Below are 15,366 nucleotides of genomic sequence, written 5' to 3'. Positions count from 1 at the left end.
CCTGCTGTCCTGTCTCTTCTTTTATAATGCGATGCTGACCCGCTGATCGGGTTGCGTCATATGAAGCTTGATTTGATTTTCCAGGCAAAAGCCCTGCTCGCTCACGATGTTGGCCACGGTCCGTTCGGCCAGTTCCTGACAGTTGTTTTCCTGACTAAGATGCGCCAGCAAGACCTGCAGCTTGTCCTTTTTCGCCATACGGGCGATCGCCCAACCGGCGTCGACGTTCGAAAGATGGCCGCGGTTGCTCAGGATGCGGCGTTTCAAATGCCACGGATAACTTCCCTGTTGCAGCATTTCGACATCGTGGTTGGATTCGAGTACTAAAATATCGCTGTAGTCGAGCGCTTCGCGCACGCCGTCGGTAACAAAACCAAGGTCGGTCGCAACCGTGCATTTGAGTTCTTTGGTATAAAACGAATAGCCGACCGGTGCGGCGGCGTCATGCGAAATCGCAAAGGGGCGCACATTGACTGCGCCGATGCCGACGTTCTCGCTCAGTATGCGGCAGCATTCGTCAGGAATGGCCGCACGGCAGAACATATTCTGCCAGGTAGCCGCCGTCGCATAAACCGGCAAGCGGTATTTCTTCGTCAATGTCGCCAGACCGTTGACATGGTCGCGATGCTCATGCGTAAGAAACACGCCGTCGAGTTCTTCCGGCTGCAAGCCGATCTCGGCCAGGCCATTTTTTATGCGCCGCGTGCTGATCCCCGCGTCGACCAGCAAACGGGTGTGTGCAAAATCCAATACGATGCAGTTTCCAGTACTGCCACTGGCTAAGACGTGTACTTGCATACTTTTCTCCTTTTCCGTGAGGCACAAGGCCCTGCCTGTATTATAGTAGAAAACGGCGCGCTCGCCAAGCCGCCAGTTAGGATTCCCTTCTATGCTGCGACCTTCTTTTTTTGCGTTGCAGCTGCATTGAAGCCGTTGCGAGCAGCAAAAACATGAATCCTCGCCTCTTTATCGTTGCAGCACCCCTCTGAAACGCCCGCTCACTCTTTTGCGTGGCTTTTGGACGTTTGTCTTTTAAAAACTTTTTCTGTTTAACAGTTTGCAAAGATTTTCCAGTCAAAAATCGACACGTTTCCCGAAATTACTTCCCTTTATCGCCTAATTCCTGTATAATTGTTTTATAGCATTTGTCGAATAGTCGTTCGGGAGGAATTTCAGACTGTTTGCAAAGAGAGGATTTAGGTATGGATTTGCAAGACCTGTCGCGGGAAGAATTATTATATGAACTGAATTCTTTGCACCGACGCATCGCCGAACTGGAAACGGTCCAGCCGCCGGAATACCAGCCGCAGTGCCTGATGCCAGGCCTGCGCCACAACCAATTATTCCATGCCCAAGCCGCCTTGCCGATGTCCGACGGCTATTTTGCCACGATTTTCAACAGCATTCCGATCGCCATTACTTTGACGTCTTTTCCCGATCCGTATTTCATATCGGTCAACAACAGCTTCACCAATATGTTCGGCTATTCGCGCGACGACGTCATGGGCAGGACTTCGCATGACATTCGTTTCTGGGAACGGCAGGAGTATCGGGAAGCTTTTTTCCGTCAATTGGCGCTGCATCGTCAGCTGCACAATATCGAGGTCAATTTTCGTACGCGCAACGGCATCATTAAGACCGGTCTGATTTCTGCCGAACTGATCGAAATGAATGGTCAGACTTATATGGTCTCGGGCATTGTCGACATCACGGATCGCAAGCAGGCCGAAGAATCGCTGCAGCAAAGCCGCGCCAATCTGCGCCGCCGCAACCAGGAGTTCGAGGCGCTCTCTGAACTGCATCAGCAGGTCGTCAACTTCATGCCCGATCTCGTCTTTCGTCTCGATGCGGCCGGCAGCGTCCTTTATTATCATTGCCCGACCGCCCGTCTGCAGGGTCTCGCACCGGCGATCGTCGTCGGACAGAACATCGCCAATCTGCTGCCGGAGCAGACCACCCGCCTGCTGATGGGCAGTCTCTTAACCGCACTGGCGACGGAAAAGCCGCAGGAACTCGAGTATGACATGACGCGCGGTGATCAGGATTATCACTTTGAGGCGCGCGTCGTACCGACGGCGGAAAACGAAGTGCTGATCGTCATCCGCGACGTTAGCGACACCGTCAAACTGAAACACGAGTTGGCCCGTCTGGCGCAGCTGAATCTGGTCGGCGAACTGGCGGCCAGCATCGGGCATGAGGTGCGCAATCCGATGACGACGGTACGCGGTTTTTTGCAGCTTTTAAGCAGCAAGGATGAGTGCCAGCCCTACCGCGACTATTTCGATCTGATGGTCGATGAACTGGATCGCGCCAATACGATCATCAGCGAATTCCTTTCGCTTGCGCGCGGCAAGAGCGCTCCGCTTGAAGAGCAGAACCTGAATCAGATCGTCACGGTTTTGACGCCGCTGATTCAGTCGGACGCGATCATGCAAAACAAGTTCCTGGAATTGGATCTTGATCCCGAGCTGCCTGACATGGTCATGCACAGCCAGGAGATCCGTCAGCTGATTTTGAATCTGGCGCGCAACGGCCTGGAAGCGATGACGCCGCAGGGCACGTTGACGCTTGGTACAAAACTGGAGGGCGAAGAGATCGTCCTATCGATCCGCGACCAGGGCTGCGGCATTCCCTCTTCGATGATCGAAAAACTGGGCACGCCATTCTTCACGACCAAGGACAAAGGAACAGGCCTCGGCCTCGCGGTCTGTTACAACATCGCCGCAAAGCACAAGGCCCGGTTAAAAATCGATACGAGTCCCAAGGGAACCACTTTTTATATCCGTTTCAATTCAGCGGCGGTAAAGCGTTAAGCACTGCCGCTCTTATTTTATCCGGCAACGCCGCCAGCAAAAGCTCGATGATTTCGTCGAGCCGCTGGCGCGTTTTTGCTTCAAAGCGCAGCGTGAAGAGCGGCTCGGTGACCGACGCGCGGATCATGCCCCAGCCGTCGGCAAAATCGATGCGCACGCCGTCGATCCGGTTCGGTTGGTACGCGGCGAGCGCCAGCGCAATTTGTTCGAGCACTTCTTCTTTATCCGGTTTAACGTATTTCACCCGAATGTCCGGCGTCAAGAGATAGTTCGGAATCGCATCGACCAATTCGGCCAGAGAGCCGTGCTCGGCTACGAACTGGCAGATCTGGAGTCCGGCATACATACCGTCGTCATAATTGAGTTCGCGAAAGAAGAAATGTCCGCTGATCTCTCCGGCGAACAGCGCGCGCTCGCGCAGGAAGGCCGCCTTGCTGAACGTATGCCCCGCCCGCGCCATCACCGCCTTGCCGCCCGCTTTGACGATTTCCTCGGCGGCGACCATCGAACATTTCGCATCATAAATGATCGTGCCGGGTTCGTGTTCCAAAAAGGCGCGCGCCAAGAGCACGATGATGTCGTCATTGTCGATCGGGCGTCCGTTTTCATCGACAAAGCCGACGCGGTCGCCGTCGCCGTCGAACGCGACGCCGAGCTGCGCACCGCTTTGCCGCACTGCACGTCCCAGATCGGCCAGATTCTCGGCCAGCGCCGGATTGGGCGGACGATTGGGAAAATGTCCGTCCGGCTCACAATACAGTTCGACCACTTCATAACCCGCCGCGCGAAAAAGTTTCGGCGCGATCAGCGCCGTTGCGCCGTTTCCGGCATCGACGACGACCTTCATCCCTTTGCCGTCAGCCGCCAGTGCGGACGTATCACGCAGATAGTCTTCGATCAGCGCCAGTTCCGTTAGTGTCCCCGTTCCATCGACGCGCGCATTTTCTTCGACCAGGCGGCCGATCTCGGCCACGTCTTCTTCGCTAACAGGCATATTGCCAAAGACCATTTTAAAACCATTATATTTTCCCGGATTGTGCGATGCGGTGACCATCACGCCGCCGTCCGCGCCGGTCTTTCTCAGCGCATAGTAGAAAACCGGCGTCGCGAGTATCCCGACATCCGTCACCTGGCAGCCCGATTCGAGCAGTGCCTTGATCAGTTCCGCCTTCAGCCAGGGAGTGGATAAACGGATATCGCCGCCCACTACCACTTTACGTCCGGCCAGTTTCACGCCGATCGCCCGTCCAATCCGGTACGCCAGCTCTGCCGTCAGTTCTTCTCCGGCCACGCCGCGAATATCACACGCCTTAAATACGCCCTTCATTGCATCCCCGCCTCTGTTTTTTTGCTTTGCTTATTGTAGCACGCAGTGGACAAAGAGAGCAAATTCGTCGCAGCTTTTTTCGCAAAAACGAACCTCGCAAAATAGATTTTTCTGCTTCATTTGTTTTTTCTTATTTAGGTTGATTTAACTGAGTCTGAAACCACTTTCGCAAAAAGAGCTGATTTTATTCATGCACTGCATTACTATCCAATTTAGTTTACCAAAGCGACTTTCGCATCCATACGAATAAAAGAGAAGTTCTCCTAATCGATGAAATCCAATTAGGAGAACTTCTCTTTTTTATGCTCTTCTTTTCAATAAGAGGCAGTGCTCCGCCTATACCGAATAAATCGATTTTGTACTGGAAGAGCTGAGCCAGTCCGGCGTGTACGAATTGTTTTCATAGGCCGTCATCGCCATTTTAAATAATTGTTCCGTCATCGCGGCGGACAATTGCGTGCTTGAGGAATCGCTCGAATTGAGCGCCGTCTGCATCGCACTGAGGTCGTCATCGCTCACCGTTCCGGCTTTCAGCTTTTTCAAGAATTCTTCCAGACTCAACGTACTGCTGGTGCTCGTCGTTGAAGAACTGGTCGAGTCCGTGCTTTCGGAACTGCCGGCATTCAGTACCGTTTGCAAACTGGTCAGATCGGCCGCCGTCGCCGTACCGTTTTTCACCTTATCTAAGAAGCTGATGATGCTGTCGGTCGTATCATCACTGTCCTTGTTGCCGGGCGGCGGTCCCGGAGGCGGCCCCTGCGGCGGCATGCCGGCCGCTCCTGCTGTTCCGTTTTGCGTGTTCAGCATAGTTTGCAGCGCGCTGAGATCCTCGTCAGTAACCGTGCCTTCTTTTAGCTTCTTTAAGAACTCTTCCAAACTCAGTACATCACTATTCGTTGTCGAAGAACTTGCCTCGTTTGCACTGTCGGAGTCGCTGGCGTTAAGCACAGTCTGTAGGCTGGTCAGGTCATCAGCGGTCACTGTGCCGTTTTTCACCTTGTCAAGAAAGCTGATGATGCTGCTTTGCGTACTGCTGTCCTTCATTCCGCCGGGCGGCGGCCCAGGCGGCGGTCCGGGCGGAGGCGTCATCGCCGCACCGGCAAGACTTTGCATCGAATTTAGTTGTGTCTGCATTGTACTAAGGTCTTCGTCGGTCACCGTGCCGTCTTTTACTTTTTTGAAAAAGTCTTCTATGCTTAGGCTACTGCTCGTACCGGATGTGGTATCGCTGGTTGTTGTCGTGCTGCTGCCATTTAATACGCTTTGCAGATTGCTGATGTCGTCGCTTGTCGCGGTGCCGTTCTTGACTTTTTCCAAAAAGCTCATAATGCTTTGCGTCGTATCATCGTTGCTGCTTGATGCTGGCGGCGCGATGAATCCTTGGTTCATCATGCCGCTAAATACGGCTTGCGCTTCTTCGCTGCTCAGACCATGCTGCTGTTTTCTCGTACTTGTCTGATCGGTTTGCTGCGTCACGCTGCTGTCGCTCGCGTCCTGCGTCTTGTTTTGCTGATACAGATACCAATTGTTGCTTAAGGATGAAATTCGCACGCTATATCCCTCCTGCTTTCTAGAGTTTATCTGCCTCTCGTTTTATCTTTCGGCAGCAAATCTTAAAGCAGCCTTAAAAAAAAGCAAGGCAGACAAATTTTTTCAAATTATTTGTCTGCCTCATTTTCACTTTTTCTCATTGCAACGTATCGCCGCTTCAAGCGGCAGCCAAAGCGTAAAGGTCGCACCGTTTCCCACCACGCTGCTCACATCGATACCTCCGCCATGGCTTTCGCTGATGCATTTGGCAATCGCCAGGCCCAGCCCCGCGCTGCCGCCGTTGCTGCGCGCCTTATCGACCTGGTAGAAGCGGTCAAAGATCTTTTCCAGATACGCCGCCTCAATCCCTTCGCCGGAATCAGCCACCGTTATCACCGCGCGTTTGCCGCTTCGCGTGAGCGAAACGTCGACCCGTCCGCCGCTTGACGTATGGCGCAGCGCGTTATCGAGCAGGATGGTGATCGCCTGTCTGATCTGCATTTCATCGCCATAGCCGACAATCGCTTCCTCCGCCTCAGCGCTAAGCGTCACGCCTTTAGCAAGCGCCATTGCCTGAAACGACGCGACCACTTGTATGACCAGGCCATGCAGCGCAAAACGCTGTTTTATAAGCTGCTGCTGCTGCGCATCCGAGCGCGCCAAAAAAAGCAACGAGTCCACCATTTTTGCCATGCTGACGCATTCTGTCTGGATATTCTCCAGCCATTTGTCCTGCTCGGCCACCGTAACGCACGGCTTTTGCCGCACAATCTCGAGATTGGTCTGAATGATGGCGAGCGGCGTGCGCAGTTCATGCGAAACATCGGAAAGAAAATCCTTTTGCTGTTGCCAGGCGTTCTTGATTGGCAGCATCGCCCGGTTGGCAAGAAAAAAACTGGCGCCGAACGACAAGAGCGCGCAGATGACGCCGACGACCAAAAGCGCCGTCATCACCGTCCGCTGCATGTGCTTGGCCTGTGACAGGTCGTGAAAGAGCAGGATTCCCGCTTCGCCGTCCTTGGGCGGCTCTTTCTGATAGAAGTAATCACCGTCACCCCATGCCAACATGCCTTTGTTTTCTTTCGCATTAAAAACATTTTCCACAAGCGCCGCCAATTGCGCTTGCGAAAACGGCTGGCCGTTCGACTGGAAGAGGATTTCTCCTGCAGTGCTTACCTTCACGAAGAAAATCCTTGAATTCGGCGGCGGCGGAGGCGCAAAAAAACGTCCTTTGGGCGGCGGCCCTTCGCCGCCCGGCAGGAAAACGGGCGGCAGCGGCACTTCTTGCAGCCGCCCCGCCCGTATGTCGGCGATGATCCTCTCACCGATATGTTCTTCACGCGCATTCGCATCAACTTGAGATAACCCGTACGCGCCGCCGATCAAAAGCGCGAATAAAAGCAGCATCAGCGACGCGTTGACCAACGTAAGCTTAAGACGCAGTTTATGGAACATGGCAATCCTCCTGCAAACAATAACCGATGCCGCGCACCGTACGGATATTGGAAACATTCAATTTCTTGCGTAAAAAATGGATGTAGACATCGATGCTGGCAAAATCGCAATCCGAATTATAACCCCAGATCTTGGCCATAATACATTCGCGCGTCACGACTTGCCCTGCATTGATCATCAAGAGTTCCAAGAGCAGCATTTCTTTGGTCGTCAATTGAAACGTATCCCGCCCCTTTACCACTTGGCTGCGCAATGGCTCGAGCGTCAACGAGCCGACCGTGATCGCGTCATTCACCAGCCCCTTATGGCTCCGGCGGGTCAAATTCTTCAGCCGCGCGATCAACTCTGCGGCAAAAAACGGCTTGATCAGATAATCATCCGCGCCCGCATGCAGGCCTTCCACCCTTTGCTCCGGCGCATCCAGCGCAGTCAGAAGCAAAATCGGCGTATCGACGCCCCGCTCGCGAATCTCTTTCAACAAAGAAAGACCGTCCAGTTTCGGCAGCATCCGGTCAAGAACGATGACGTCATACACTCCCATCGCCGCCATTTCGCTTCCCGCCTCGCCATCCGCCGCGCTATCGACGACATAGCCGGTTTCTTTCAGCAGGTGTGACAGTGCATCGAGAAGTTTGCAATCATCCTCAACCAACAAAACTTTCATGGGGCACCTTCTTTTATACATCCATGTATAATTTGCTCATCCATAACGTTTTTCTTTTTTTCTTCAACGCCTTTGCCAACTCAGCCGCTGACGATCTTCACGCCGCCGCTTGTCCCGATCCGCGTTGCACCGGCGGCAATCATTCTTTCGGCATCTTCTTTGCTGCGCACGCCGCCGGATGCTTTGATCCCGATCCGGTCGCCGACGATCGATTTGAATAAGGCCACATCTTCTACCGTCGCACCGCCCGGCCCGAAGCCGGTCGACGTCTTGATGAAATGCGCGCCGCTTGCTAGAACCGTTTCACAGACCCGTCTTTTTTCGCTCTTGTTCAAAAGCCCGGTCTCGACGATCACCTTAACGGTCCTGCCGTCTGCGGCTGTAACGACCGCCTCGATATCGGCCTGCACCGCTTCCCAGAGGCCCAGTTTCGCAGCACCGAGATTGATCACCATATCGATTTCATCGGCTTTTTGCAAAACGGCCTGTTCGGTTTCGAAAGCCTTGACGCTGCTCAAGTTCGCGCCGAGCGGAAAGCCGATGACCGTCGCCACCTTAACGTTGCTGCCTTTTAATAAATGCGCCGCCAGATCGACAAAACAAGGGTTGACGCATACAGCGGCAAACTGATGCTCTTTCGCCTCGCTGCACAATATGCGCACATCCTCACTCGTCGCATCCGGTTTCAATACCGTATGATCGATATAAGCCGCCAAATCCATAACAACATCCTCCTCACCATCATAACGAACGCTTCCGACGACTTCGTTCCAGTCTAGAAAGAAATTCGCCGTTGAAAAAAAAATTCCTGTTCACAAATTTCCGCCTCAGTCGGAAATTTGTCAGAAACACGTAAGAAAAACGCGCCTTTCTTTGTAATAAATTCTTGATAAGATTACATTATTATGAATCGCAGAAAAAGGAGCCTAGCACCGCATGAACTTTGCAAGACTTTTCGTCGCAGCCTTATTAGCCTTGTACTTATTCGTCCCTCTCTCCAGCGTCAGCGCAAACCAACCGTCCGAGAAACGAAGCCGCGTTGAGATAAGCGCCTTCGGCGTCAAAGGCGACGGCAAAAACAATGACACGAGCGCTTTCCAGACGGCACTTGGAAAATTAAAAAGCAACCAGTATCTTCATCTCCCTAGCGGCACCTATCTGATCGATACGCTGACGCTGCCGAGCGGCGTGATGCTTGTCGGCGAGAAAGACACGATCATCAAGGGCCGAAGCAGCGGCGCAGAGCTTCTTCAGATCGCCTCTGATCATGTCACGCTTTCCAATCTGGTTCTCGACGGCAACCAGAAGCGCAAAACCGCACTGATCCTAAACAATGCGCATTCCGTTCTGCTGCAAAATTGTGAGATCCGCAATTTCGCAGGCGATGCCAAAGCGACCGCGCGTGCGCTGATCGTCAAGGGCGGCGGCGACATCGCACTTAGCAACAGCTATTTTCATGGCATCCGCAGTGAATCCGTCGGCAATGTACGCGCGATATCCGCCTGGAACGTCGAATCGCTGAGCATCATCGGCTGCACGTTCAAAGACGTCGGCAGTCTCGACTCCGGCGACTGCGTCCAGATCAACGGCAAGAAAGACTGGCTGTGCGATCTGACGATTAAGGATTGCACCTTTGACGCTTTCAACCGCCGCGCGATCAAGCTGCAAACCTCGGGCGGCAAGATTCTCCACAACCGCATTACCGCCAATCCGGCCACTGACGAGACGCCGAACGCACAAGCCGCCATCGCGGTTTTTGCCGACAACAACCGCATCGAGAACAATTTAATCACACTGCATAATTCACGCCTCGGCATCGATCTGAACGGCAGCCACTGTTCGGTGCGAAACAATACCATCGTCGCCGATAAGAGCGGCCGCAACAAGCAAACGTCCGGCATCCGCGTCTCCGCATTCGCCACTTACAGCAGCATCGAGCAAAATACGATCCGCAACATTCCAAACGCGCTCGACGTCAATCCGAAGGCGAGCGGCGTCAGCGTAAACGGCAATGTGCAGAAATAAAAAAAGCCCGGCGATTGCCGGGCATAATTGCAGCACAAACTAACTCGGATTCTTTCTTTGTTTCTGACACTCCGGACAAACGCCGAAGAAGTAGAATTGTTGCCCCGTTAACTGGTAGTTCGTCGAAGATGCTACATCATCGACAAATTTTCCTGCCTTGATATCGTCGATGTCATCGACGCGCCCGCAGGACATGCAGCGGACATGCGGATGATTCTCCGTAAAGGCATCGTAGCGGAAACTATCTTCCCCAATATTGAGCACCTGGACCAGACCGATTTCGCGCAGAATCTCCATTGTTTTATAGACAGTCGCCAAACTCATCGTAGGATACACCGGCTGCAAATCATTAAAGATCGTCTCAGCATTGGGATGGGCTTTCGTAGACGAAAGATAATTGTAGATCGCCAGTCGCTGCGGAGTCACTTTGAAGCCGCGTTCACGCAACATAGTCGTAACGCAAATTGCCATACATTCTCACCACCTTTCTAGAACAAACCCTATCTATTGATAATAGTTTTCCTTTAATTATACCTAATTTTAATATGCAATCCCTGTCTTGTCAATAGGAGTTACAGTTTTGTATAAATTGTTTTATTTTGTCGTTTTTTTCTAATTTACTGCGCCTGCGTTTTTTTAAAATCGATTTAAAAGTCCCGGCTCATGTAGGACTTGCGGCCATAGCTGCTAAAGCTCCATCTGTCATATAATAAATGAATGGAGCTTTTATTTTTCGCGGGAGGATCTATTTCATGCACATTAGCAACGCTTCGCCAGGCATGATCCTGGCCCAGGACATTTTTGACGAATCCGGCACGCTGCTCTTAGAAAAAGGCATCCAACTGACGACCCGTTATCTGAAACGCTTAGAACGTCTGCGCATCTCATCGCTGCGCGTCTATGATCCGATCGCCGAAAAACTAAAAGAACGTTCGGCGATTTCAGCCGAACTGCGCGGCGAGATCGAGCTTTGCTTCCAATCGCTTTACCAGCTGCAAACCAGCCGTCTGCCTAATCCGAAACTGAGCACCTCGTATCTAAAGCAACTGGAAACGTTGGTCGGCGCAGCAATCGAAGAAAGCAAACGCCAGTTGCCGGACATCTTGCACATTCAGATTCGCCAGCCAGAGGAAAACGAAATGACGCATGCGATCAACGTCTGCCTCTTGTCGTTGATTACCGGCCTTACCCTCGGTTTGTCCCGCCCGGAGCTTGAAGAACTTGGCATCGGCGCGTTGCTGCATGATATCGGCAAGGCGGTGCAGCTTTCCAATCCGCCGCACAACGACATCCCGGACCTGCACCCGCTCTACGGCCGCAATCTCCTGACGCTGCTGGCGCGCAACGTCACAGCCTGCCGCATTGCAGCCGAACATCATGAGCGCTACGACGGTTCCGGCTTTCCGCTCGGCCGCGCGCGCGAGCAACTGCATCCGCACGCACAGATTGTCGCGATCGCCAACTATTTCGACAATGCGCTGCGAGCTTCGCTCTTGAGCGGCACGCCGCGTCAGGAAGTCTTGGAGGAAATGATGTCCAAAGGAAATACGCTCTTTGATCTTCGTTTGTTGACGACCTTCCTCCATGCCGTACCGCTTTTTTCCGTCGGCAATCTCGTCCGCCTGAACACCGGCGAAACCGGCTACGTCACCGCTAATCACGCCCACTTTCCGCTGCGACCTCAGCTTCACTTGCCGAATGAAGGCGGCGGCCGCTCGATCGACCTTATGCAGACTTCCACATTGACGATTTGCGAAGTCATTGAAGAATAAAAGCAAAAGACACTGCCCAAAGGAGACGTTTCAGTCTCTTTGCGGCAGTTCTTTTCGTTTCCAGTCGCCGACGCGAAAGCGTCGCCATAGGATCAGGCTGCGCAGCAAAAAGTCCGCCGCGGTGATGTACCAGGCTGCCGTGATGTCGCAGTGAAAAATTTTCAGCGCCGCATAGACGACCGGGATGCGAACACCCCAAACGCCGAGCGCAGTAATATACATCGGCCATTTCGTATAGCCTGCGCCGCGCAGCGCACCGGCGAAGACATACGTCAGCGCGATCGTCGGCTGTTCCAGCGCGGCGATCTTGACGCACAGACTGCCCCAATAGACGACGTCCGGATCGCTGATGAATAGACGCGTCAGCGGTTCGGCAAAGAGAAAAAAGATCAGCGCCATCGCGGTCATGCTACCTAGCGCCATGCGGTTCGTCTGCCAGACGTACTGTTCGGCCCGATGCGACAAGCTTCGGCCAAGATTCTGCCCGACCAGCGTCATCGCCGCAATGGAAAAGGCGAAGCCCGGCAGAAAGGAGATCGACTCGACCTGCATCGCGATCTGATGCGCCGCAAACTGAACCGCGCCGATTTCGGCAAGCAAAAAGGTATAGACGATGCGCCCGCCCTGCATCGCCAATTGCTCCAGTCCGGCAGGCACGCTGATCGCCAGAATTTCGCGCATCACGTTCACTCTCAGCGGCCACATTTGCTTGGCGCGTAAACGGATGCTGCGCTGCCGGAAGAGGACGAGAAAAACAGCCAGCGCGCCTGCCGTCTGCGCCGCGCAGGAGCCCCAGGCCGCACCGCTCGCACCAAGCGTCGGCACGGCAATGCCGTTGATCAGAAGAAAGCTCACGCTCAGGTTCATGCTATGCGCGACAAAGCTGATCAAGAGCGTCAGTCTCGTCTTGCCGATGCCGCGCAGAATCGCATTACCGACCGAGAAGAGCAGTAGGCAGGGCGCCGAGAGAAATTGAATCCTCAGCAGTTCGCCGCCCAGCGTCGCTACCGCCTCTTCCGCGCCGACAAGGCCGAAAACGTGCGCCGAAAGTTGCCAGCCGATCAGCGTCAGGAGAAAACCGCAGCAAAGGCTGACGACAATCGCCTGACCGGTGATCAAGCGCACCCGCGGCCAATCGCCTGCGCCGCTGGCCCGCGCAACGAGCGCCGCCGCCCCCGTTCCCGCCGCAGCAAAGATCATCGTGCTGGAAAACTGAACCATCGTCGCCAAACCGACCGCGGCGAGCGAAACAGCGCCCAAGCGCCCGACCATCGCGGTGACCAAAAGATTGACGATCATGAACCATGACATCTCAAGCACCACCGGCCAGGCTAACGCCAAAATGCGGCGACGCATATATCCGTTAAAATCAGGCATGACATTCCTCCACTTTGCGCCCCTTCTTTTTTCCTGCGTCAGCGATCCGATATCCGTGTCTTATCTATGCTATAATGTTGAAGAGTAAGACTGCTGGCCTCTTTGGCCCAGTGTAAAATTAATGAAAAGCAGGTGAATTCACCCGATGATCGTACAAGATATTCCGAATTTGATCGCACAGGAGCTGCGCGTTCGTCCGGCTCAAGTCGAAGCCACGATCCGCTTGCTCGATGACGGCAACACGATTCCTTTCATCGCCCGTTACCGCAAAGAAGTAACCGGCGAACTCGACGAAGAAGCGCTACGCACTATTGTAGACCGCTTGCAATATTTGCGCAACCTAGCCAAACGCCAGGAAGACATTCTGGCCAGCATCGAAGAGCAGGGCAAGTTGACCGAGGAATTATCGGCTGCCATCAGCGCAACCACGAAACTGCAGGAGCTCGAAGACCTCTACCTGCCTTATCGACCTAAGAAAAGAACACGCGCGCAGGCGGCGCGCGAAAAAGGCCTGGAACCTCTCTCCGAGCTTTTCCTGGCGCAGGCTCCAAGCGTTAACGGCGATATACTCTCCCTTGCAGCCGAATACATCAACACCGAACTCGGCGTCGAGACGGCGGAAGACGCGCTCGCCGGCGCACGCGACATCATCGCGGAACTCGTAGCCGAACGCGCCGACATCCGCGCGCAGCTGCGCCGGATGATCTGGCAGCAGGGCGAAATCGCGACGACGCTCGCGGTCGATGAAGAATCGGGCAAGGCCTTTCTTACCTACCGCGAATACAGCGAACCGGTGCGCCGCATTCCCTCGCACCGCATCCTGGCGGTAAATCGCGGCGAAAGCAAGGACGTACTCAAAGTCCAGCTGGTCGTGCCGCAGGAACAATTGCTCCAGTTCATCCACAGCAAGGTAGTCACGGGCGCATCCCTCTTTCAGGAACAATTGACGCTGGCGATTGCCGACGGATATAAACGCCTGCTCTTCCCGGCGCTTGAACGCGAGATCCGCGGCCAACTGACAGAAAACGCCGAGAAACAGGCCATCCGGGTCTTCGGCCTGAACCTGCGCCAACTGCTTTTGCAGCAGCCCTTGGGCGGCCATACCGTACTGGGGCTCGATCCTGGTTTCCGTACCGGCTGCAAAGCGGCGGTCGTCAATGCAAACGGCACCGTTTTGGCAACCACAACGCTTTTCATTACGCTGGGCGCCGGTCAAAAGGCAAAGGGCGCGGTCGAACTGCTTGAACTTCTGCGCAAACATAACGTCACGCTTGTCGCAATCGGCAACGGCACGGCCTCTTACGAAACGGAAGAATTCCTTGCCGAACTGATCCGGGAGCACAACCTTAATCTGCACTATCTGATCACCAATGAAGCGGGCGCATCGGTCTATTCGGCTTCCAAGCTCGCAAAAGACGAACTGCCCGGTCTCGACGTCTCGCTGCGCGGCGCGGTTTCCATCGCCCGTCGCGTCCAGGATCCGCTGGCTGAGCTGGTAAAGATCGATCCGAAATCGATCGGCGTCGGTCAATACCAGCATGACGTGAATCAAAAAGAGCTGGCCGGCACACTCGACTCGGTCGTCGATTCGGCGGTCAACCATGTCGGCATCGACCTTAACACCGCCTCGGTTGAGCTGCTCAAGCACGTCTCAGGCATCAACGCGACCGTCGCGAAGAACATCGTTTCCTTCCGCGACGAGAACGGCAGCTTCGACAGTCGGAAAAAGCTTTTGAAAGTACCCCGCCTCGGTCAGGCGGCCTTTACGCAATGCGCCGGATTCCTGCGCATCGTCGCGGCAAAGAATCCGTTAGACAATACGCCCGTGCATCCGGAGTCCTATCCGCTGGCGGAAAGTATCCTGTCTGAACTCGGCTTCGCGCCGACCGCTTTGGCCGACAAGCAGCAACTGCCCGCCGTGCAGGACGCCGTCGCCAAAAGCGACGCCAAATCACTGGCCGCCGCACTGAACGCCGGCGAACCGACCGTGCGCGACATTTTGTCGGCCTTCGCAAAGCCCGGTCGCGATCCGCGCGAGGATCTGCCCGCACCTCTGACGCGCAAGAATCTTGTCACGCTGGCCGAACTCACGCCCGGCAGCGTCGTGCGCGGTACGGTGCACAACGTGATCGATTTCGGCGTATTCGTCGACATCGGCATCAAAACGAACGGCCTGATTCATCGCTCCGAGCTCAGCCATAAAATGTTCCGTCATCCGCTCGACATCGTTTCGGTCGGCGATATTCTCGACGTAATGATCCTGAGCGTCGACGAAGCGCGCGGCCGTATCGCACTCAGCCTGAAACAGGTGCCGGCGCAAAAAGCATAACTCTCAGACGCAACAAAGCCCCGCAGCAAAAAACTGCGGGGCTTCAGCGTGTAGATAATTGAAAAATAGAATAC

The 15,366-nt window shown here is 54.4% G+C and carries 12 protein-coding genes; 4 read left to right on the top strand and 8 right to left on the bottom strand.

The window, feature by feature from the left end; genetic code table 11:
* Positions 1-21 precede the first annotated feature (21 nt).
* Positions 22-798 (bottom strand): MBL fold metallo-hydrolase, encoded by a 777-nt coding sequence (locus QTL79_RS05755; RefSeq protein ID WP_346354008.1) that lies wholly within the window; start codon positions 796-798, stop codon positions 22-24.
* Between the two features lie 404 nt (positions 799-1,202).
* On the opposite strand from QTL79_RS05755, the gene QTL79_RS05750 reads away from it, so the two are divergent.
* The gene (locus tag QTL79_RS05750; RefSeq protein ID WP_346354007.1) at positions 1,203-2,813 is read left to right on the top strand and encodes a PAS domain S-box protein; all 1,611 of its coding nucleotides are present in this window, start codon (positions 1,203-1,205) and stop codon (positions 2,811-2,813) included.
* On the opposite strand, the gene QTL79_RS05745 is transcribed toward QTL79_RS05750, so the two are convergent.
* From QTL79_RS05745 to deoC, 5 genes are all read right to left on the bottom strand, one after another.
* Positions 2,788-4,140 (bottom strand): phosphomannomutase/phosphoglucomutase, encoded by a 1,353-nt coding sequence (locus tag QTL79_RS05745; protein WP_346354006.1) that lies wholly within the window; start codon positions 4,138-4,140, stop codon positions 2,788-2,790. The genes QTL79_RS05750 and QTL79_RS05745 overlap by 26 nt on opposite strands.
* 336 nt (positions 4,141-4,476) lie before the next feature.
* Positions 4,477-5,691, bottom strand: a complete 1,215-nt coding sequence (locus QTL79_RS05740; RefSeq protein WP_346354005.1) for a hypothetical protein — start codon at positions 5,689-5,691, stop codon at positions 4,477-4,479.
* A gap of 126 nt (positions 5,692-5,817) precedes the next feature.
* Positions 5,818-7,125 carry a sensor histidine kinase gene (locus tag QTL79_RS05735; protein WP_346354004.1) on the bottom strand — a complete coding sequence of 436 codons (1,308 nt, stop codon included), beginning with the start codon at positions 7,123-7,125 and terminating at the stop codon, positions 5,818-5,820.
* A complete protein-coding gene (locus QTL79_RS05730; protein WP_346354003.1) occupies positions 7,115-7,789 on the bottom strand; it encodes a response regulator transcription factor in 675 nt (224 codons plus the stop codon). Before QTL79_RS05730 ends, QTL79_RS05735 begins: the two co-directional genes overlap by 11 nt.
* Before the next feature lie 80 nt (positions 7,790-7,869).
* Positions 7,870-8,511 (bottom strand): deoxyribose-phosphate aldolase, encoded by a 642-nt coding sequence (deoC, locus tag QTL79_RS05725; RefSeq protein WP_346354002.1) that lies wholly within the window; start codon positions 8,509-8,511, stop codon positions 7,870-7,872.
* 214 nt (positions 8,512-8,725) lie between these two features.
* Here deoC and QTL79_RS05720 point away from each other — a divergent pair, with 214 nt between their 5' ends.
* Entirely contained in the window at positions 8,726-9,814 is a 1,089-nt protein-coding gene (locus tag QTL79_RS05720; RefSeq protein WP_346354001.1) for a right-handed parallel beta-helix repeat-containing protein, read from the top strand.
* 39 nt (positions 9,815-9,853) lie between these two features.
* Here the strand turns inward: QTL79_RS05720 and perR are convergent, their stop codons facing one another.
* Positions 9,854-10,285 (bottom strand): transcriptional regulator PerR, encoded by a 432-nt coding sequence (gene perR, locus QTL79_RS05715; protein WP_346354000.1) that lies wholly within the window; start codon positions 10,283-10,285, stop codon positions 9,854-9,856.
* Between the two features lie 281 nt (positions 10,286-10,566).
* Between perR and QTL79_RS05710 the strand changes: the two genes are divergently transcribed.
* Positions 10,567-11,586: an HD-GYP domain-containing protein gene (locus tag QTL79_RS05710; RefSeq protein ID WP_346353999.1), complete on the top strand. Its 1,020-nt coding sequence runs from the start codon at positions 10,567-10,569 to the stop codon at positions 11,584-11,586.
* Positions 11,587-11,616: 30 nt separating this feature from the next.
* Here QTL79_RS05710 and QTL79_RS05705 read toward each other — a convergent pair whose 3' ends face one another.
* Entirely contained in the window at positions 11,617-12,963 is a 1,347-nt protein-coding gene (locus QTL79_RS05705; RefSeq protein WP_346353998.1) for an MATE family efflux transporter, read from the bottom strand.
* A 145-nt stretch (positions 12,964-13,108) separates the two neighbouring features.
* Between QTL79_RS05705 and QTL79_RS05700 the strand changes: the two genes are divergently transcribed.
* On the top strand, positions 13,109-15,292 hold the full coding sequence (locus QTL79_RS05700; protein WP_346353997.1) for a Tex family protein: 2,184 nt from the start codon (positions 13,109-13,111) through the stop codon (positions 15,290-15,292).
* Positions 15,293-15,366 lie beyond the last annotated feature (74 nt).

This window comes from Azotosporobacter soli, from assembly GCF_030542965.1.
Taxonomy (GTDB): Bacteria; Bacillota; Negativicutes; order SG130; family SG130; genus Azotosporobacter; species Azotosporobacter soli.
Note: the sequence above shows the minus strand (reverse complement) of the source record. Positions and strands in the feature narration are given on the sequence as shown.

Bases quoted from the DNA above. Each gene is read 5' to 3' on its own strand.
- QTL79_RS05735 (WP_346354004.1), bottom strand. From the start codon at position 7,125: ATGTTCCATAAACTGCGTCTTAAGCTTACGTTGGTCAACGCGTCGCTG.
- deoC (WP_346354002.1), bottom strand. From the start codon at position 8,511: ATGGATTTGGCGGCTTATATCGATCATACGGTATTGAAACCGGATGCG.
- QTL79_RS05720 (WP_346354001.1), top strand. From the start codon at position 8,726: ATGAACTTTGCAAGACTTTTCGTCGCAGCCTTATTAGCCTTGTACTTA.
- QTL79_RS05710 (WP_346353999.1), top strand. From the start codon at position 10,567: ATGCACATTAGCAACGCTTCGCCAGGCATGATCCTGGCCCAGGACATT.
- QTL79_RS05755 (WP_346354008.1), bottom strand. From the start codon at position 798: ATGCAAGTACACGTCTTAGCCAGTGGCAGTACTGGAAACTGCATCGTA.
- QTL79_RS05750 (WP_346354007.1), top strand. From the start codon at position 1,203: ATGGATTTGCAAGACCTGTCGCGGGAAGAATTATTATATGAACTGAAT.
- QTL79_RS05705 (WP_346353998.1), bottom strand. From the start codon at position 12,963: ATGCCTGATTTTAACGGATATATGCGTCGCCGCATTTTGGCGTTAGCC.
- perR (WP_346354000.1), bottom strand. From the start codon at position 10,285: ATGGCAATTTGCGTTACGACTATGTTGCGTGAACGCGGCTTCAAAGTG.
- QTL79_RS05730 (WP_346354003.1), bottom strand. From the start codon at position 7,789: ATGAAAGTTTTGTTGGTTGAGGATGATTGCAAACTTCTCGATGCACTG.
- QTL79_RS05745 (WP_346354006.1), bottom strand. From the start codon at position 4,140: ATGAAGGGCGTATTTAAGGCGTGTGATATTCGCGGCGTGGCCGGAGAA.
- QTL79_RS05700 (WP_346353997.1), top strand. From the start codon at position 13,109: ATGATCGTACAAGATATTCCGAATTTGATCGCACAGGAGCTGCGCGTT.